Source organism: Catenibacterium sp. GCM10023432, assembly GCF_042651925.1.
In the GTDB taxonomy this organism is placed as follows: Bacteria; Bacillota_I; Bacilli_A; order Erysipelotrichales; family Coprobacillaceae; genus Catenibacterium; species Catenibacterium mitsuoka.
This window is the reverse complement of sequence record NZ_JBHSEB010000029.1, coordinates 1-18,327: the sequence shown is the minus strand read 5'-3', so window position 1 is coordinate 18,327 and position 18,327 is coordinate 1. Positions and strand designations below refer to the sequence as shown.

Sequence of the window (18,327 nt, the reverse complement as noted above, 5' to 3'; positions counted from 1 at the left end):
TATAAAGTAGAAAAATAGGCGTTAAGCTAAATTTATTGATCTAGTAGCAACATTTTTCATAAACTTAGCGATAAAAAATAATAACTCAATTGATTGAATTTTAAGTCGGAGGAAAAAATGCAAAAAATATATTATGAAATAACAAAAACAATGAATAATTTACCTATAAGTATTTATCCTCATAAAAAAAGCCCATGTCAAATTTGTACAGCACATTGGCATAGGTCTTTAGAATTATCAATAGTGTTTGAAGGAGAAGTTATTTTTTTTAATGATGGGATGAAAAGAATTCGTTATAAGAATGAAGTGAATATATCAAATTGTGAAGAAGTTCATTATTCTATACCTCAATATAAAGAATTTGATGAAAAAATTGTAGGATATACAATGCATATAAATTACGGATTTTTAAAGAAAATGATACCTGATATTAAGAATATATATTTCAATATTGATGAGCCGTTTTTAAATAAGAAAATAACAAAATATATGATGGATATTTATAGCTTTTATATAAGTAATCAATCTACCAGATATATGAACATATTAATGGTGACACTGGAAATGTTAATTTTTTTATACGAAAATTGTAAAAATGAACGTAAAATGATTAAAATAGAAAAGACAAAAGATATATTAGAATATGTTAATAACCACTATAATGAAGAATTGCTTGTATATGAGGTAGCAAAACATTTTGGATATTCTAGAGAGTATTTTTCAAGATTTTTTAAAAAAGAGATAGGTATGCCATTTAAAGATTATTTAACTCAATATAGATTAAATAAATCGCTAATTGAGTTAGAATTGAATAATAAAACAATTACTGATATCGCGATTAATACAGGATTTTCTAACGAAACACAATACATTAATTCTTTTAAAAAAATATTCAAATTGACACCAGGACAATATAGAAAGTCACATATTAATGACGAGAAAGTCACTAAATAAATATAATTTATCTATTATTTTTTATATATTTTAAATATAGAAAGGAAGGGTATAATGAAAAAAATTACAACTTATTTATTTAGTATAATGTTGTTGTTCTCTCTTGCAATTATTCCAGTTTATGCATCAGATGGACAAAACGTTAATTTTGATTTACATTCTATAGTTTATGATGATGGAGAAGCTATAGATTCTGTTGTTTTGAAAACATCTAATCTAGAAATTGATGATAGTAAGATAACAAAAGATATGTTTAATGTTCATGCAACAGGAACAACAGTATATTCTAGTCAACTTGAAAAAGATTTTTTTGGTCCTAATTCTCAATCTGGTTTACAACATTGTGGATTATATGATGAAGAAAGAAAAGTTGAAAGTGTAGAAGAAAAAAATGGAAATATTATTTTACACTTAGTGACCGATGAAGAAACAAAAGGGAAAAACACATTAGATTTTACAGCAAATTTTACAACATTAAAAGGGTGTAATTCTTTATTGAATATAAAGTATACAATTACTTTGAATGGGGGATTACCATTAAAAGATGGAAGCGAATTAAGTAATATTCAATTTTTACAAAATGAAAAAATCATAAATGAAGAAATTGATAAATTTAGTGCAGGTGAATCAAATGGGTTAAAATATCAATTCTATACACCTAATAATGCAAATGATGGGAATAAACACCCACTTATAGTATGGTTTCATGGAGGTGGAGAATCTGGATTTAGAGGATTGCACTATAATAATCTTTCTCAATTAAAAGCAAATAGAGGAGCTGTTGCTTTAGCAAGCGATGAAGCACAAAATATTTTTAATGGAGCATATGTATTGGCGCCTCAAACTCCACATGAATGGTCAGAAAATATTGATGATGCAACAAAATTGATTAATAATATTATAAAAAATAATAATATTGATTCAAATAGAATATATTCTTATGGATGTTCAGCAGGAGGGTATATGGCATTAGATATGGTTGTACATAACCCAAATTTATTTGCTGCAGTAGTATCAACATGTCCAGCTATTGATCAACAAAACATAAAGACATATGGTGAAGGTAGAATAATTACAGATGAAGAGATAAAATCAATTAATATACCAACATGGGTTATTCAAGCTAAAGATGATACAACAGTTAAATACGAAGAAAGTGCATTAAGAGTTTATACTTTATTAAAAGATAAAGGTGCTATATTAACTACATATGAAACAGGTGGACATAGTTCTTGGATTCATACAGCTAAAAATGAACCAGAAAATAATGGAGAACATTTATGGCAATGGACAGCTCAACAATCTTTAAATGATGAAATAAAAACACCTGTAGAAAATGCGACAAAAAAACCTGTAGAAAATGCGACAAAAAATAAACCAGTTAATAAAACAAGTGTAGTTAAAACGGGCGATACAAACAATGTTTATTTATATGTTGTAACAGGAATTATTAGTATGGCTGTAATGGCAGAGTATATTCACAAGAAAAATAAGAAATCTATAACAAAATAATTAAAATATTACTAAAAAATTACGAAGCAATAATTCGTAATTTTTTGTTTTCTAAGAATCTGGATGCGTCAGGGAGAATAGTATATAAAAATTCATACCAAAATCCTAGGGCATAACTGTATGATTTGGTATGAATTTTTTTGCTCGAAATAACACAATGGTTATTTCAGTATTTTCATAGCACTATTACATGCAGGACATTCTATTTTAACTTCACTATCTTTAATTCCGTCTTCTTCTGCAAATTCACCAATGATCCAATCAGGAAAATCTGCTATATGACCAAAAGATACACACTTCTTTTTGACAAGTGTATCTTTCGCAATCATTTTATCAAGTTCTTCTTCTGTCCAAGGACAGTCGTCTGCAATCATTGATGCATTTTTCCTGTAGAGTCTGTCATTAAGAGTACCTCCTTCAAAAGGATTATATGTATGTTCACATTTCATAAGATGACCACATGAACATAATAAAGGATCCTTTTGAAATGATTCTATCTATCATATGAGAGCGAAATTTTAGATGGTCAAGCTTGATTTTTAAGTCTTTTTTCTTTCTTTGAGATTTTTGATATGTTTTTTCTTTTTAATACCATAGAGTTCATATACCTTTTCAAGAAGAGGCTTGTTTTTGTTTGAATAGAATCCATAGTATCTAACCATTTTAAAGTTTTCATCAGGACAATGAAGAATAAGATTGTTTATGAAGTCTTCAACTTTTTCATAAACTTCAACATATTCTTCATCTTCGTGACGGTTGTACCACCATTTGATTATTTTCTTATCATCTTCATATTTGATGATGTGGTTTTCAGCCATGGGAGGTTTGGAGGTATATCGGGAAATGTAATTAACGCAATCATCAACATTATCATCATCATTTTTCTTTTCTCTTTTTTTGCATAAACATAAAATCCGTTAACAAGCTCCTCATAGAGTTTCTGTTTGAGATAGCGAAAGTTTTTAATCTTTTATTTTGAAAGAAGATCAAGGACCTGATACATCCAAGTCTTTCTAAGCTTTTCATAGGAGATAAAAGAAAAGTTCTTCATTTTGTTTTTTTGAGTATCAAAGGCTTCTTCACAGACAAGGCAGAGGATATGAGGATTCCATTTCAAATCTCTGTCAAATGTATGTAGAGTCAAAACGGAGCCAAAAATAATTTTATTTCTGTCATTTTTTCTAATAGTAAGGGCATTTGGGTTTTGTGGTATAGATATTCTTTCTTTTGAGCTTTCTGTATTTTGTATCATTAAATACACAAGCAAGAGTATTTCTGGCAGCGATAAAAAGAAGGTTCAAAAGAGATATATCATTAAGAAAGTAACCTCTTAAAAGATCAGGGATGGTAAAAACGATATGACGATGTTTGGTATCAAGAGCGATAGAAGAGATATGAGCAGCACGAATCTTAGCTTCTTTAGTACCACAAGAAGTACAAAGCTTAGAATGACATTAGTGAGGAACAATAGTTTCCTTATCGCAATGAGGGCAAACAAAAAGATAATAGCCAAGATAGATAGAACTGCAAAGAATCGTTTTTTGGATATTATCATAAGTAACATTTCTAATCTTGCCCCTATTGTAAAGAGAGCGGATATAATTGATATTATCGTTGAAGATGTAGGAAAAAGATTCTTTACCTTTAATCTTTTCAACATGATCAAAATTATATAAAGCAAGACAATCAGCATAGTTGGTATCATCAATCATGAAATCACCAACTATAATTTTAAAGAAAAACTCGAATTGCAATCAGAAACTGGAAATAAGAAGATAAATTAGATTTTATAGAAAATGGTATTATCAGTTACATTAAGTTTAGCTAGTTCGTTAAGAAATAGTTCTTCAGAAGAAAGATATCCAAGTATCTTTCTTTTCTTCTGGTTTATTTTATTGTTTATATCAATAGTTGTCTCCTTATCAATTGTATTAATATCAGTTCCTTTCGTAATGAAATATCTTATAAGTCCATTGCAGTTCTCATTTGAGGCTCTGTCACATGAATGATAGGGTCTACCGAAATAGACAGTGGTTCTTTTCTCTTTTGATTTTGGCTTCTGCTCTATATCCTTCCATCTAGAAAACTCACTACCGTTATCGAAGGTGATTGATTTAAAGATATCCTTAAAGCTATCACCATAAAACTTATGAAGCTTGTTTATCTGCATATAGACCTGCTTTGAAGATTTAGCAGAGATAGGAATCATATAATAGAAGCGTGTCTTTCTTTCAATGAGAGTAAGATAGGCACCATTCTGTCCATCTCTAGGTCCAGTAACTAAATCACCTTCCCAGTGTCCGAATTCTTCTCTGTCCTTGATATATTCAGGCCTTTCGGTAATGGAAGTCCCTTTCTGTCTTTTTGGAATGTATGACTTCCAGTTCTTTTTTGTCTTTCTTCTGACCATGCGAGGAAGATCAATAGGATTGATGGATGTTTTTCCCTGATGTACATAGTTGTAAAAGGTTTTAGTAGACACAGTCACCATATTCTTTATTTTGTCTGGCTGATGAATCCTTAAATAGTTGATGGTCTCATCAATAGAGGACAATCTATTTGATTTAATTTCTTGTTCGACAAGAGATATGAACTCTTTTGATTCTTCAAATTTAGAGTTATTTGGAATTTTATGAATCTTTGATCTCTTTTCAAATGCAGCCATGGCAGAAAGTTCATAATGAATTTTAAGATGAGTATCTTTGATAGTTATAGTGGCATCCTTAATGATCGAATAGACATTAGAGACGGTAGTGCCTACAGTAGAAGCTAATTCTCTAATGAATTGAGTCTTGCCAATGTTACGCTTACCAGGATGGGAAGCATTGAACTGAATCAAAGAATTGATGATGAATTCATAATGAGAAAAATTAAGGTGTTTATTTTTGGCTTTTTGTGATATATTAATGCTGTTCATAGAAATCTCCTTATAAAGTGTGGTAACTATATAATACGATTTCTATGGACTTTTTTATACAAAAATTGAGAATAGTGGGCCTGTGACTGCGCGAATTGGGATAAAGGGGCATGCCCCTTTATCCCAATTCCTTAATTCCAGTTTCATTTTACAATTGAGATTTTAAAGAAAAAGGTAATAATCTTCAAAGATTATTGCCTTGTGGACAAAATTTATTTTGTCCCTTTTTTATATATTCCAATTTGTTTGTTCGTCTTTATCAGTGATTTCTCTTATCACATGGCATGGATTACCTACGGCTACACTGTTGCTAGGAATATCCTTTACAACAACACTTCCTCCACCAATGACAACATTATCTCCGATAGTGACTCCAGGCATCACTTGAACACCTGCACCAATCCATACATTATTTCCCACCGTAATAGGATAAGCAAATTCAAGTCCTTGATTTCTACGTTTTGTATCAATTGGATGTCCTGCAGTATAAAAACCACAGTTAGGTGCGATAAAGACATTATCTCCAAAAGTTACTGGAGCACAATCGATAATGACAGTATTATGGTTCGCAAAGAAGTTCTTTCCTACCTTGATGTTGTAACCATAATCACACCAGAAAGATGCTAGGATTGATGCGGTATCATCTATTTGTCCCAGCAGTTCCTTTAATAGTTTCTTTTGATTCTCTACATCAGAAGGCATCAGTTGATTAAATTTGTAACATAAATCTTTTGCGATTGTTCTTTCTTTAAGTAGATCTTCATCATTGTTGGCGTCATACAACATTTCTTTCAACATTTTTTCTTTTTCAGTCATAATCTTTCTCCTTACTTATATCATAATAATATAGTTAATATATCAATTAAACGTTTTTACTAGAAAAAACTGTTTAAATAGAGGGGCTGTGATATAATAGATAGGAATTAAAACAAGTTTATAAAGAAGGAGCTCACCATGAAAAAATTCATTATTGATCCAATGGACTTATCTGTTGAAGAAATTGATGATTTAATCGCACTCGCAAACGATATCATCAAAGACCGTACACGTTATCAGGACGTATGTGCACATAAGATTCTTGCAACACTATTCTTTGAACCTAGTACACGTACAAGACTATCTTTTGAAAGTGCTATGTTATCACTTGGAGGAAAGGTATTAGGATTCCCAACTGCAAACGTATCTAGTGCTTCTAAGGGAGAAACAGTATCAGATACAATTCATGTAGTTAGCGGTTATTGTGATATTATCGCAATGCGTCATCCAAAGGAAGGTGCTCCAGTTGTGGCTTCATCAACATGCACGGTACCTTTAATTAATGCAGGTGATGGAGGACATAATCACCCTACTCAGACATTAACTGACTTATTAACTATTCAGAGAGAAAAAGGCACTTTAAAGAACCTTACAGTAGGTTTCTGTGGTGACTTGAAGTTTGGACGTACAGTTCATTCATTGTTAAAAGCAATGTCACGTTATGAAGGTACTAAGTTTGTATTCATCTCTCCAGATGAATTAAAGCTTCCTGAATACTTAAAAGAAGACATTCTTGATCCAATGGGTATTGAATATAAAGAAGTACGTAGCATGGAAGAAGTCATGCCAGAATTAGATATCCTTTATATGACAAGAGTACAGCAGGAGCGTTTCTTCAATGAACAGGATTATATCCGTTTAAGAGATACTTATATCTTAGATGAAGAAAAATTACAGGCTGCAAAGAAAGATATGATTGTTATGCATCCACTTCCACGTGTCAATGAAATCAAGACTGAAGTCGATGCAGATCCAAGAGCTGCTTATTTCAGACAGGCTCATAATGGACGTTTTATCCGTATGGCATTGATCTTAAGCTTATTAGGATTACAGAATGAGGTGGAAAGATTATGAGAATAGACAGTATTAAAAATGGTATTGTGATTGACCATATTGCAGCTGGTAAAGCAAAAGAAGTATATGATGCTCTTGATCTAGGTAAGTTAGATTGTCAGGTTGCAATCATCATGAATTGCCGTTCTAATAAGATGGGTAAGAAAGATATCATCAAGATTGATAATGATTTTGATGTTGATTTAGATGTATTAGGTTATATTGATCCTAATATTACTGTTTCTATTATTAAGAATGGTGAAACAGTAGAAAAGAAGAAATTACAGCTTCCAGAAAAAATCATTAATGTGGCTAAATGTAAGAACCCCAGATGTATTACATCTGTAGAAAGAGATTTAGATCAGGTGTTCTATCTAGCAAATAGAGAAAAACGTATCTATAGATGTTATTATTGTGAATCTAAGGCTGAGAAGAAGGACTAAGTCCTTCTTTTTTCATAATTTGATATTTAATAGCATACTATTGACATTGAATTGAAAGTGTACTATCATTCTAATGCGCAGAAGGAGGTAAACTGATGAGAGAAAGTGAAGCAGTAAGCTATATTAAGCATATTAATGACTGTTTAAAGAAGCGTGCAAATAATTCTTTAAGAAAAGAAGGATTAACTTTAATGCAGTCCCATGTTTTATTGAAATTACAGGACGCACCTGATCAGAGAATGACCTTTAAGGAGATTGAGAAGGATTTACATGTAGCTCAATCAACAACTGCGGGACTTCTTAGAAGACTTCAGGAAAAGAATCTGATTGATTGTTGTGATGATCCTAAGGATAAGCGAATTAAAGTTGCCTGTTTATCACAAAAAGGTGAAAGCCATTGTGCACAGGTAAGACATAATATAGCGCAATCAAATCGTTTGATGATGAGTGGGTTAACACAGGAAGAAATTGATACTTTAGCTGATCTTCTTAGTAAAGTCTATTCAAATCTAGAAAATGAATGAAAGGGGAAATAATATGAATATTATTCGTGTGCTTAAGAAAAGTATTCGTGAATACAAGAGAGATTCAATTTTGACACCTGTTCTTGTTGCATTTGAAGCATTAGTAGAATGCATTATTCCATTAATGGTTGCAAATCTAGTCAACAGAATGCAGAATGGCTGTGATATTTCAGTTATTGTGAAATTTGGTGTTATATTAACTGTCATGGCATGTTTCTCACTTCTATTTGGTGCACTTGCTGGTATTAAAGCAGCCAATGCTTCAGCTGGTTTTGGTAAGAACTTACGTAAAGACTTGTTTGTTGCGGTTCAGAACTTCTCATTTGAAAACATTGACCGTTTTAGTGCATCTTCACTTGTAACTCGTATGACAACTGATGTCACTAACGTTCAGATGGCTTATATGATGATTATTCGTACAGTTGTACGTGCTCCACTTATGTTGATCTTCTCATTGGTCATGGGATTTATTATGGGTGGTCGACTTGCGTTGATCTTCCTATTTACTATTCCAGTACTTGGTATTGGGTTAGGACTTGTCATTAAGAAGACAATGCCTTTATTTAGAAAAGTATTTAAAAAATACGATAACTTAAATAATTCAGTACAGGAAAATATCAACGGTATTAGAGTTGTAAAATCATTTGTACGTGAAGAGTTTGAAAAGAAGAAATTCAATGAAGCAGCTGAAGATGTTTGTGGTGATTTCACAAGAGCTGAAAAGATTCTTGCATTAAATAACCCAATGATGCAGTTCTGTCTTTATGTTGTAATGATTTTTGTGCTTACTTTTGGCTCTTATTTAGTTGTTAATTTTGGTGGTAATATCATTCAGGTTGGACAGTTATCTTCATTGCTTACTTATAGTTTCCAGATTCTTATGAGCTTGATGATGTTGTCAATGGTTTTTGTTATGGTGACTATTTCTATCGAATCATGTGAACGTATTGTTGCTGTATTAGAAGAAAAACGTACTATTTCTAATCCAGAAAATCCTATTTATGAAGTAAATGATGGTTCTATTGATTTTGATAATGTATCATTTAAATATTCTAAGCGTGCTGATCGTTATGCTCTTGAAAATATTAATCTACATATTAAATCAGGACAGACAATTGGTGTTCTAGGAGGAACAGGTTCTTCTAAAACGTCACTTGTAAACCTTATTTCACGTTTATATGATGTCACTGAAGGTGAAGTTAAAGTCGGTGGTGTAAATGTAAAAGACTATGACTTAGTGACTCTAAGAGACGCTGTCTCTGTTGTATTACAGAAGAATGTCTTATTCTCTGGTTCTATTAAAGAAAACTTACGCTGGGGTAATAAAGATGCTACAGATGAAGAAATAGAAGAAGCATGTCATCTTGCTTGTGCAGATGAATTTATTGAACAGTTCCCAGATAAATATGATACACATATTGAACAGGGTGGTACTAACGTTTCTGGTGGTCAGAAACAGAGATTATGTATTGCTCGTGCATTACTTAAGAAACCTAAAATCTTAATTCTTGATGACTCTACAAGTGCTGTAGATACTAAAACAGATGCTATTATTAGAGCAGGATTTAAGAAGTTTATTCCTGAAACTACAAAAATCATCATTGCACAAAGAGTTTCAAGTGTACAGGATGCAGATCAGATTATTATCATGAATAATGGTTCTGTTGAAGCAATCGGTACTCATGATGAACTTCTTGCATCAAATCCAATTTATCAGGAAGTATATTATTCACAAAACAAGGGAGGTGAACAGGATGAAAAATAATCGTGGTAATAAGAAGAACACTTTTACACGTCTTATTAAAACACTCTTTGAATTCTATCCTGTTCTTCTACCTATTATTATTGCATTAATTCTTTTTAACTCAGTCGTCAGCTCTATTCCATCAATATTTATGCAGAATATCATTGCTGTTATTGAAAAATACTGGCGTACAAAAGACTGGCTACATGCTAAGCCTGAAGTATTATCATTTGTAACTGTATTACTTATTCTTTATATTCTTTCATTAATTGCTTCATTTACATACAACCGTTTAATTGCTGTAGTCACTCAGGGTTCTTTAATGAAATTCAGAGAAAAGATGTTTGCAAGAATGGAAAGTCTTCCAATCCGTTATTTTGATACAAATGCACATGGTGATATCATGTCTATTTATACAAATGATACTGATACATTAAGACAGCTTATTTCTCAGTCATTACCTGCATTAATGCAGACTTCTATTGTTCTCTTAACAGTATTTAGTATTATGATTTACTATAGCTTCTGGTTAACAGGGGTTGTATTAATTGGCTGTGTTATCATGTTCTTTATCACTAAGAGTTTTGGTTCTAAGAGTTCAAGATTCTTTATTAAACAGCAGCAGACTCTTGGTACAACTGAAGGTTATATCGAAGAAATGATGAATGGGCAGAAGGTTATTAAAGTATTCAATCATGAAGAAGATGCAATCGCAGGGTTTGATAAAGTAAACAATGCCTGGTTTGAAGCATCTAGAAAAGCCAATACATTTGCGAATATCTTGATGCCTGTTCTTCATAACATGGGTAATATTCTTTATGTATTAATTGCCTTAACAGGTGGTATTCTTCTTTATCTAAAGACACCAAATGTATCTTTATCTGGTATGGCACTTAATATTTCTATCGTTGTTCCATTCTTGAATATGACTAAGCAGTTCACTGGTCAGATTGGTCAGATTTCTCAGCAGATCAACTCTGTTGTTATGGGTCTAGCAGGGGCTAGTCGTATCTTTGGATTATTAGATGAAGAACCTGAATTTGATGAAGGTTATGTTACTTTAGTGAATGCTAAAGAAGAAAATGGTGAATTAGTAGAAACAACTGAACGTACTGAAATGTGGGCATGGAAACATCCACATGAAGATGGTACTGTGACTTATACAAGACTTGAAGGCGATGTAGAAATGCATGATGTGGATTTCGCTTATAATCCTAATAAGATGATTCTTCATAACATCACATTATATGCAAAGCCTGGTCAGAAAATAGCCTTTGTAGGGGCCACTGGTGCTGGTAAGACAACTATTACCAACTTAATTAATAGATTCTATGATATTGAAGATGGTAAGATCAGATATGATGGTATCAACATCAATAAGATCAAAAAGCCTGATTTAAGAAGATCACTTGGTATTATCTTACAAGATACAAACCTCTTTACTGGTACAGTTATGGATAATATCCGTTATGGTTATCTAGAAGCGACTGATGAACAATGTATTGAAGCTGCAAAGCTTGCTGGTGCGGATGATTTCATTACTCGTTTACCAGATGGTTATAACACAATGTTGACTGGTAATGGAGCAAGTTTATCACAAGGTCAAAGACAGCTAATTGCAATTGCGAGAGCTGCAGTAGCAGATCCACCTGTTATGATCATGGATGAAGCAACATCTTCCATTGATACACGTACAGAAGCCATTGTACAGAAAGGTATGGATGCTTTAATGAAGGGACGTACAGTATTTGTTATTGCACATAGATTGTCTACTGTACAGAACTCAGATGTAATCATGGTATTAGATCATGGTCATATTATTGAACGTGGTTCTCATGATGACTTAATTAAACAGAAAGGTCAGTATTATCAGTTATATACTGGAGCATTCGAATTAGAATAAAATGAGCATGCCTAGATGGCATGCTTTTTTAGGTGTGCCGGGCATGGCACTAATTCAGTCGGAGATAGTCCGACCACAGGTAGTTACCGCCAAGTGTAGTGAACCACAAGCCGATACCATAAAGGTAGGAGTGAAGGAAGTGGTGTAGCGATTCCTTTGAGCGTACGAACAGAAACTTGATACAAGGCTAAATGGTGGATAAGGTTGCAATACAAACCGAAGTCCTAAAGGTAAACGTAAAACCAAGAGAGTAAATCAAGGCGTTGTGAAGGAAACAGGATTAGTGAATTACCCCGGGAGGCCTCACAGGCAATGAAGTCCAATATCTTTAAAATCAGTGATGGTAAGTTGTGCGATAAAAAGCTCACTGTGAGGAGTCAGCTGAGGTCATAGTAGGTGTCTCACCGACACTGAAGGACCTAATGTTTATATGATGTCACTCATCATAAAGCAATATCTAGATAGTTCGAAATTGGAATCATTTCATAAAAGGAAAACGTAATTCTGTGGAGATGAAGGAAGAGGGAACGGTTCTAGATAAATCTACGATACGAAAAGGAGAACACAGACATGAGATTAATTGATGAAATACTTAGTGATTCAAATATCGACAGGGCTATTCTACAGGTCAAGAGAAACAAAGGTGTATCTGGAATCGACAAGATGACAGTAGATGAACTTGATGAATATTTCTATAAGCATAGAAGAGAGATTAGGTATTCTATACTTAATAAGAAATATAAGCCCCAATCAGTTAAGAGAGTCTATATTCCAAAGCCTAACGGCAAGAAAAGACCATTAGGTATACCTACAGTTGTAGATAGAGTTATTCAACAGGCTGTTGCACAGATATTGATGAAGAAATTAGATTCTTCATTCAGTGAATTCAGTTATGGATTCAGACCAAGAAGAAGTGCACAGATGGCTGTATTAAAGACTCTAGAATACATCAATGAAGGTTATGACTGGGTTATAGACTTAGATATTGAAGCATACTTTGACACTGTAAATCATGACAAGTTAATCTCAATACTTAGAGAAAAGAATGTGAATGACTCAACAACATTACATCTTATTCGCAAATTCATGCAGGCAGGGATTATGGAAGATGGTTTAGTAAAGCCTTCTAGAGTCGGCGTTCAACAGGGCGGCCCACTGTCTCCAATTCTTTCGAACGTGTATCTAAATAAGTTTGACAAGGAATTGGAAAATAGAGGACTACGCTTTGTAAGATATGCAGATGACTGCAATATCTTCGTTAAGAGCGAGATGAGTGCAAATAGAGTAATGAAGTCAGTCACTTCATGGCTAGAGAGAAAACTATTTCTTAAAGTCAGCGCTACTAAAACCAAAGTGGTCAGACCACCCGAAAGCAAGTTTCTAGGATTCACCTACCTCAAAAGGTATGGTGAATGGAAATGCAAGCCTTCCAATCAGAGCAAGATGAAAATCTACGATAAATGTAGAAGAGAACTTATAAGAAGGATAGGAATTGCACGCCCTCTTGCAGTTACATTCAAGAGAATCAATCAGATTGTAGTGGGGTGGATTAACTATTATCGAATAGGCGTGATGAAATACTTCATTGACGTCTTTGGTCAATGGCTTCGCCATAAAATCAGAGTAATCATTTTGAAACAGTGGAAAAGACCTAAAACGATTTATAAAAACTTATACAAAATGAATAGGCTATTTTCTTGCCAATTTTCTGATGAACAAATCTTTTCGGTGGCAAACTCTAGACGCGGACTTTATAGCCAGGCTTGCGGTCATGTAATTAATAATATTATTAGTCCCAAATTTTTGGGTAAAAGAATAGGAGATAGACCTGGTCTGATCAATCCCCTTAATTACTATCTAAGTTAGTCTGAAATTATCATATAAATGTAGCGCCGTATACGAGACCCGTACGTACGGTGCAACGGGAGGCACAGAAATAATAGTTAATTAACTTTTAATATTATTTCTTGTCTACCCTATTGCAATCACACTATTGTACAGTCTCATTTGGTTCTTCTATCAGTAGTTATCTTAAGTATTTCTAATCACTATAATAAGGCGTATTCCTTGTGTAAGAACTGTTTTGATATTAAAATGATTCTATCTACAATTATTCTCTGTTTAGTAACACGTTCACCACTCTATGGTATTGGTGTAGGAACAATAGGACGTATTATTAAATGGTTTGAAATAAAGCAATTTAGTTTGATAAGGAGATAAGATGCACGATATTTGGAATCCCTGGCATGGCTGTGTAAAGTATTCAGAAGGATGTATGAATTGTTATATGTATGTTTTGGATAAGATGAGAAATCAAGATGGTTCACATATATATAAGACCAATGATTTTGCATATCCACTCTCTAGAAATAGAGATGGTACATATAAGATACAAAGTGGAGAAAGGATAAGAGTCTGTATGACAAGTGATTTCTGTTTAGAAGAAGCAGATATATGGAGAGATGATGTCTGGTCAATGATCAGAAGAAGACAGGATGTAATCTTTTATATACTTACTAAAAGAGCAGAAAGACTCAAAGAATGCTTACCTGATAACTGGGGTGAAGGGTATGAGAATGTGATACTTAATGTCACATGTGAGAATCAAAAACGTGCTGATGAACGTATACCACTTCTTTTAGATATTCCTGCCAAACATAAAGGGGTGATGCTCGCACCTCTTATTGGTCCTATTGATTTAGAAAAGTATTTAGATGGACGCATAGAAGAAGTGACATGCGGTGGAGAGAATTATGGTGGTACAAGAGCATGTGACTTCGATTGGATTAAATCTTTACATAATCAATGTGTGAATAAGAATACAACATTCACTTTTATTGAGACAGGATCTCATTTTGTGAAGGATGGCACCCATTATCGAATAAAAGGTAAAGTAGCTCAGACAAGAATAGCTTATCGTTCTAAAATGAATTATCAAGGAAAGAAACCTGTATATCATCTTTATGATTTCTTTGATAATGAATTAAGAGAAGATCAATTGTATAAAAGAGAATTCAGTGAACATTGTATAGAATGTGCAACAAAACCTATATGTAATGGATGTGCAAGAAGATTTGGATGTAAACAATGTCTTTGATAATGAGAAAAAAGTAGTTTTAAATAGTATGAATAAGTAGAAGACTATAAGAGTAATTCTTATAGTTTTTTTAATATGTTTAAAGGAGATTGATGATGGAAAATGATAAACCAAGATTATCTCTAGATGAACAGATTCAACATTTGAAAGACAAGGGAATACTTTTCAATATCATGGATGAGGAATCAGCCAAACAATATCTCAAGTACAACAATAATTATTATAAGCTGACTTCTTTTAGAAAAAATTATGATAAACATCCAGGTGGAGAAAATGAGGGAAAGTATATTAATTTGGAATTTGCGTATCTAGTAGATGTGTCAATCATTGATATGCGTCTTCGCTATAGAGTAGTAGAAATGGCTTTGGATATTGAACATCATACTAAACTACAATTGTTAAGAAAAATAGATGAGTATGATGAAGATGGTTATCAAATCGTCAAAGATTATATTGATTCATTGGATGAAAAATACAGAAATTATTTATTTAATGAATTGAACAGAAATAGAGGAAATGCATATTGCGGAGATATGATTGAGAAATATGATAGGAATTATCCGGTATGGGTATTTCTTGAAATAATACCATTCGGAAGGATGGTCGCATTCTATTGTTTTTGTGCTAATCGTTTCTCTGACAAAGAAATGAAAAATAATTATTATGGATTATTAACTTGTAAAAAAATTAGAAATGGGGCTGCTCATAGTAATAGTATCTTGAATGATTTAAGACCTCATACTGCAGAACATCATACAAATAAAGAGATTATAAAGGAATTGGTATGTATTCCAGATATGAATTCTAACTTTCGAAAAAATAAAATGAGTAATGCGAGAATTCAGCAAATCATCACGTTGTTGTATATGCATAAGAAAATAGTAAGAAGCGATGGAGTTGCATTATACGAAAGTGGGGAATTGAAGAAATTGATGAGAAGAATTGATAGAAATTCTAATTATTATAAGACAAAATAAATTAGTCCAGGGAACTTTCAAATTTCTTGAATTGATAGTCGACAGTTGGTTTTAGACAGTGTATCATCGCGATAGGTTGAAAAAGATATTCTTTTACAGTAGCGGCATTGTGCAAACGATGTTTGCTCGGGTTTTCTATTAACGGACCTCTTCGGATGTCTTTTTCTTTGTAATGATATGTAAGCGTTGACATTGTATTCACTTGCTATATAATATAACTAGAGTAAAGTAATTGTATACTTAGGTATATAACAAGGAGGATAGTATGATTAGTTTTGATTTAACTGGAAAAGTTGCAGTTGTTACAGGGGCATCAAGTGGTCTAGGAGAACAATTCGCAAAGGCATTAAGTGAACAGGGATGTGATGTGGCAGTACTTGCACGTAGAGTAGAAAGATTAGAAGAACTTTCTAAGAAACTTAAAGAAAATGGACATGATTGTTTACCAGTTGCATGTGATGTAACAAATGAAGAGAGCATTAAAGAGGCAGTAAAAAAGATTGAAGAACATTATGGACATATTGATATTCTTGTAAATAATGCAGGTGTTGTAGAATATTCAAGTGGATTACATGATCATACAACAGAACAATGGGATAAGGTTCTCAATACAGACTTAAAGGGCGTCTTTTTAATGGGAAGAGAAGTGTCTAAAGTAATGATAAAGCAGAATTCTGGTAAGATTATTAATATTGCTTCTGTAGGTGGTATTCAGGCAGGACCTGCTCAGGTGAGCTATTTTGCAGCTAAGGGTGGTGTAGTAAACCTCACTAAAGCTATGGCAGGAGATCTAGCTCCTTATGGTATTCTTGTAAATGCAATTGCACCTGGTGTCTATGATACTGAAATGACACATGGTGCATTAGATGCTCCAGGGTCTCTTGTATTAAAGAATAGAGTGGCATTAAAGAGATTTGGTAGAGAAGGCGAAATGAATGGTGCACTTGTTTATTTTGCAAGTGATGCATGTACATATACAACAGGTCAGACACTTGTAGTTGATGGTGGTATGACTTCAATGCTATAAAGCAAAATGACACGGGGATCCCGTGTCATTTTACTTTATAGTTGGATTGTAGTAAGTAATATGATGCTTCTTACAATAAGCATTGATTGCAGCTCTCCAGTCAGTATTTTTAGTATACTCTACTAAATAAGTCGCTATACCTTTTTCCTGACATGTATTTAAATATTTCTTTAATCGTGTTGATACTTTAGTATCCTGTTTTACATATTTCTTACCCTGTTTCTTAGTCATCATACAAGTCTGGTTTACACCTGCAACCATCTTAGAATTCTTATAAATAGTTTCTCTATAATCATAGGCATTATTCACAATAACTTTTAACTTATTCTGATTCGCTTCTTTAATAAGAGCATCTAATGCATCTGCATTATCAATCTTACTAATAAAAATACCATCAGCCTTTAACTCTTCAGCTTTATGATGTGGTTTCTTTAAACTCATATAGAAATAAATCTGTTTAGATTTCTTTCTTAAAACTTTCATGTCTTTTTCAGTTAAACCTTTACTGCTCACCACAACAAGATCATAGTGTTTCTTCATCTTAAGTAGTTCACTCTTCTTCTTTTTAGTAAGGACTGCATATGTACTCGCTTGTGATTTAACAGCTGTTTTAGAAGAACATCCAGTTAATACAAAGAAAGCACATAATACTAGTGTTAATATTTTTTTATACATTTTCTCATACCTCGCATCTCTTACATTATCACAATTTTTTCATTATGTGAACCTAGATTGTTTTAAGTGTGAAGTAGTTTTATAATAAATAACCAAAAGGGGAAAGTTATATGACACAATATGAATCACAGTATGAGAGAATGATCAAGCAGCCAATCCCTTCTCTGATACTTACTCTCGCATTACCAACAACAATCTCAATGTTAGTGATTAATATATATAACATGGCTGATACTTACTTTGTCTCTACAGTAGGAACAAGTGCTACAGGTGCAGTAGGGATTGTTTTTGGATTGATGGCGATATTACAAGCTTTTGGCTTTATGTTTGGGCATGGAGCAGGCGCAAACATATCAAGAAGACTAGGGGCAAAAAGAGTAGAAGAAGCACGTATTTTTGCATCTACAAGCTTTTTTGGCTCACTCTTTTTTGGTGCTTTGATTGCGATACTAGGTCTTACATTCCTAAAACCGCTTATGTATTTAATGGGTTCAACTTCTACTATATTACCTTATGCAAGAGCCTATGCCTTCTTTATTTTGATTGCTGCACCGGCCATGACTTCATAAATAAATCCTTTCGTTTGTCATAGGCGGAAACCCACTGCGTTTAGGCGGTGGGAGGAGCCTCGTAAATCGTATCTATTATTCCTGACTTTCAATATATTTTTGTATAGTTGCTGATG

The 18,327-nt window shown here is 33.0% G+C and carries 21 protein-coding genes; 14 read left to right on the top strand and 7 right to left on the bottom strand.

Annotation, left to right across the window (positions count from 1 at the left end; genetic code table 11):
* The first annotated feature begins 117 nt into the window (after positions 1 to 117).
* Both ACFOZZ_RS04400 and ACFOZZ_RS04395 read left to right on the top strand, forming a co-directional pair.
* Positions 118 to 954 (top strand): AraC family transcriptional regulator, encoded by an 837-nt coding sequence (locus tag ACFOZZ_RS04400; protein ID WP_302286514.1) that lies wholly within the window; start codon positions 118 to 120, stop codon positions 952 to 954.
* A 54-nt stretch (positions 955 to 1,008) separates the two neighbouring features.
* Complete coding sequence (locus ACFOZZ_RS04395; protein ID WP_376814807.1) at positions 1,009 to 2,466, top strand: prolyl oligopeptidase family serine peptidase; 1,458 nt, start codon at positions 1,009 to 1,011, stop codon at positions 2,464 to 2,466.
* A gap of 161 nt (positions 2,467 to 2,627) precedes the next feature.
* Here ACFOZZ_RS04395 and ACFOZZ_RS04390 read toward each other — a convergent pair whose 3' ends face one another.
* The 4 genes from ACFOZZ_RS04390 to ACFOZZ_RS04375 all read right to left on the bottom strand — a co-directional run bounded on the left by ACFOZZ_RS04390 (position 2,628) and on the right by ACFOZZ_RS04375 (position 3,875).
* On the bottom strand, positions 2,628 to 2,915 hold the full coding sequence (locus ACFOZZ_RS04390; protein WP_376814806.1) for a hypothetical protein: 288 nt from the start codon (positions 2,913 to 2,915) through the stop codon (positions 2,628 to 2,630).
* Positions 2,916 to 3,005: 90 nt separating this feature from the next.
* Entirely contained in the window at positions 3,006 to 3,380 is a 375-nt protein-coding gene (locus ACFOZZ_RS04385; protein ID WP_376814808.1) for a transposase, read from the bottom strand.
* Positions 3,381 to 3,436: 56 nt separating this feature from the next.
* Entirely contained in the window at positions 3,437 to 3,718 is a 282-nt protein-coding gene (locus tag ACFOZZ_RS04380) for a transposase (RefSeq protein WP_376814805.1), read from the bottom strand.
* Complete coding sequence (locus ACFOZZ_RS04375) at positions 3,648 to 3,875, bottom strand: hypothetical protein (RefSeq protein ID WP_353886338.1); 228 nt, start codon at positions 3,873 to 3,875, stop codon at positions 3,648 to 3,650. Before ACFOZZ_RS04375 ends, ACFOZZ_RS04380 begins: the two co-directional genes overlap by 71 nt.
* Between ACFOZZ_RS04375 and ACFOZZ_RS04370 the strand changes: the two genes are divergently transcribed.
* Positions 3,825 to 4,142 (top strand): hypothetical protein, encoded by a 318-nt coding sequence (locus ACFOZZ_RS04370; RefSeq protein WP_376814804.1) that lies wholly within the window; start codon positions 3,825 to 3,827, stop codon positions 4,140 to 4,142. The two genes, ACFOZZ_RS04375 and ACFOZZ_RS04370, sit on opposite strands and share 51 nt — an antisense overlap.
* 104 nt (positions 4,143 to 4,246) lie before the next feature.
* On the opposite strand, the gene ACFOZZ_RS04365 is transcribed toward ACFOZZ_RS04370, so the two are convergent.
* Entirely contained in the window at positions 4,247 to 5,383 is a 1,137-nt protein-coding gene (locus ACFOZZ_RS04365) for an IS30 family transposase (RefSeq protein ID WP_376814803.1), read from the bottom strand.
* A 228-nt stretch (positions 5,384 to 5,611) separates the two neighbouring features.
* Positions 5,612 to 6,199 (bottom strand): sugar O-acetyltransferase, encoded by a 588-nt coding sequence (locus ACFOZZ_RS04360; RefSeq protein WP_270398373.1) that lies wholly within the window; start codon positions 6,197 to 6,199, stop codon positions 5,612 to 5,614.
* A gap of 138 nt (positions 6,200 to 6,337) precedes the next feature.
* Here ACFOZZ_RS04360 and pyrB point away from each other — a divergent pair, with 138 nt between their 5' ends.
* From pyrB to ACFOZZ_RS04310, 10 genes are all read left to right on the top strand, one after another.
* Positions 6,338 to 7,273 (top strand): aspartate carbamoyltransferase, encoded by a 936-nt coding sequence (gene pyrB / locus ACFOZZ_RS04355; protein ID WP_055234216.1) that lies wholly within the window; start codon positions 6,338 to 6,340, stop codon positions 7,271 to 7,273.
* Positions 7,270 to 7,695 (top strand): aspartate carbamoyltransferase regulatory subunit, encoded by a 426-nt coding sequence (locus ACFOZZ_RS04350; protein ID WP_055234217.1) that lies wholly within the window; start codon positions 7,270 to 7,272, stop codon positions 7,693 to 7,695. Before pyrB ends, ACFOZZ_RS04350 begins: the two co-directional genes overlap by 4 nt.
* A gap of 95 nt (positions 7,696 to 7,790) precedes the next feature.
* The gene (locus ACFOZZ_RS04345; protein ID WP_055234218.1) at positions 7,791 to 8,219 is read left to right on the top strand and encodes a MarR family winged helix-turn-helix transcriptional regulator; all 429 of its coding nucleotides are present in this window, start codon (positions 7,791 to 7,793) and stop codon (positions 8,217 to 8,219) included.
* Between the two features lie 13 nt (positions 8,220 to 8,232).
* Positions 8,233 to 9,984, top strand: coding sequence for an ABC transporter ATP-binding protein (locus ACFOZZ_RS04340; RefSeq protein ID WP_347566900.1), 1,752 nt, complete (start codon positions 8,233 to 8,235; stop codon positions 9,982 to 9,984).
* Positions 9,974 to 11,866 carry an ABC transporter ATP-binding protein gene (locus ACFOZZ_RS04335; RefSeq protein ID WP_279068194.1) on the top strand — a complete coding sequence of 631 codons (1,893 nt, stop codon included), beginning with the start codon at positions 9,974 to 9,976 and terminating at the stop codon, positions 11,864 to 11,866. The genes ACFOZZ_RS04340 and ACFOZZ_RS04335 overlap by 11 nt, the downstream gene beginning before the upstream one ends.
* Positions 11,867 to 12,436: 570 nt before the next feature.
* The gene (gene ltrA, locus ACFOZZ_RS04330; RefSeq protein WP_376814802.1) at positions 12,437 to 13,732 is read left to right on the top strand and encodes a group II intron reverse transcriptase/maturase; all 1,296 of its coding nucleotides are present in this window, start codon (positions 12,437 to 12,439) and stop codon (positions 13,730 to 13,732) included.
* Between the two features lie 201 nt (positions 13,733 to 13,933).
* Positions 13,934 to 14,086, top strand: a complete 153-nt coding sequence (locus ACFOZZ_RS04325) for a hypothetical protein (RefSeq protein ID WP_217753017.1) — start codon at positions 13,934 to 13,936, stop codon at positions 14,084 to 14,086.
* Position 14,087: 1 nt separating this feature from the next.
* Entirely contained in the window at positions 14,088 to 14,963 is an 876-nt protein-coding gene (locus ACFOZZ_RS04320) for a DUF5131 family protein (protein ID WP_376814801.1), read from the top strand.
* 95 nt (positions 14,964 to 15,058) lie between these two features.
* A complete protein-coding gene (locus tag ACFOZZ_RS04315; protein ID WP_376814800.1) occupies positions 15,059 to 15,940 on the top strand; it encodes an Abi family protein in 882 nt (293 codons plus the stop codon).
* Between the two features lie 265 nt (positions 15,941 to 16,205).
* Entirely contained in the window at positions 16,206 to 16,967 is a 762-nt protein-coding gene (locus ACFOZZ_RS04310) for an SDR family NAD(P)-dependent oxidoreductase (protein WP_217748410.1), read from the top strand.
* A 30-nt stretch (positions 16,968 to 16,997) separates the two neighbouring features.
* On the opposite strand, the gene ACFOZZ_RS04305 is transcribed toward ACFOZZ_RS04310, so the two are convergent.
* On the bottom strand, positions 16,998 to 17,642 hold the full coding sequence (locus ACFOZZ_RS04305; RefSeq protein ID WP_376814799.1) for a hypothetical protein: 645 nt from the start codon (positions 17,640 to 17,642) through the stop codon (positions 16,998 to 17,000).
* Positions 17,643 to 17,752: 110 nt separating this feature from the next.
* Here ACFOZZ_RS04305 and ACFOZZ_RS04300 point away from each other — a divergent pair, with 110 nt between their 5' ends.
* Entirely contained in the window at positions 17,753 to 18,211 is a 459-nt protein-coding gene (locus tag ACFOZZ_RS04300) for an MATE family efflux transporter (RefSeq protein ID WP_376814798.1), read from the top strand.
* Positions 18,212 to 18,327: the final 116 nt, after the last annotated feature.

Coding starts and splice junctions, on each gene's coding strand:
- ACFOZZ_RS04320 (WP_376814801.1), top strand. CDS start 14,088: ATGCACGATATTTGGAATCCCTGGCATGGCTGTGTAAAGTATTCAGAA.
- ACFOZZ_RS04390 (WP_376814806.1), bottom strand. CDS start 2,915: ATGAAATGTGAACATACATATAATCCTTTTGAAGGAGGTACTCTTAAT.
- pyrB (WP_055234216.1), top strand. CDS start 6,338: ATGAAAAAATTCATTATTGATCCAATGGACTTATCTGTTGAAGAAATT.
- ACFOZZ_RS04400 (WP_302286514.1), top strand. CDS start 118: ATGCAAAAAATATATTATGAAATAACAAAAACAATGAATAATTTACCT.
- ACFOZZ_RS04340 (WP_347566900.1), top strand. CDS start 8,233: ATGAATATTATTCGTGTGCTTAAGAAAAGTATTCGTGAATACAAGAGA.
- ACFOZZ_RS04305 (WP_376814799.1), bottom strand. CDS start 17,642: ATGTATAAAAAAATATTAACACTAGTATTATGTGCTTTCTTTGTATTA.
- ACFOZZ_RS04300 (WP_376814798.1), top strand. CDS start 17,753: ATGACACAATATGAATCACAGTATGAGAGAATGATCAAGCAGCCAATC.
- ACFOZZ_RS04380 (WP_376814805.1), bottom strand. CDS start 3,718: ATGATACAAAATACAGAAAGCTCAAAAGAAAGAATATCTATACCACAA.
- ACFOZZ_RS04395 (WP_376814807.1), top strand. CDS start 1,009: ATGAAAAAAATTACAACTTATTTATTTAGTATAATGTTGTTGTTCTCT.
- ACFOZZ_RS04360 (WP_270398373.1), bottom strand. CDS start 6,199: ATGACTGAAAAAGAAAAAATGTTGAAAGAAATGTTGTATGACGCCAAC.
- ACFOZZ_RS04310 (WP_217748410.1), top strand. CDS start 16,206: ATGATTAGTTTTGATTTAACTGGAAAAGTTGCAGTTGTTACAGGGGCA.
- ACFOZZ_RS04335 (WP_279068194.1), top strand. CDS start 9,974: ATGAAAAATAATCGTGGTAATAAGAAGAACACTTTTACACGTCTTATT.
- ACFOZZ_RS04345 (WP_055234218.1), top strand. CDS start 7,791: ATGAGAGAAAGTGAAGCAGTAAGCTATATTAAGCATATTAATGACTGT.
- ACFOZZ_RS04315 (WP_376814800.1), top strand. CDS start 15,059: ATGGAAAATGATAAACCAAGATTATCTCTAGATGAACAGATTCAACAT.
- ACFOZZ_RS04350 (WP_055234217.1), top strand. CDS start 7,270: ATGAGAATAGACAGTATTAAAAATGGTATTGTGATTGACCATATTGCA.
- ACFOZZ_RS04370 (WP_376814804.1), top strand. CDS start 3,825: ATGACGATGTTTGGTATCAAGAGCGATAGAAGAGATATGAGCAGCACG.
- ltrA (WP_376814802.1), top strand. CDS start 12,437: ATGAGATTAATTGATGAAATACTTAGTGATTCAAATATCGACAGGGCT.
- ACFOZZ_RS04365 (WP_376814803.1), bottom strand. CDS start 5,383: ATGAACAGCATTAATATATCACAAAAAGCCAAAAATAAACACCTTAAT.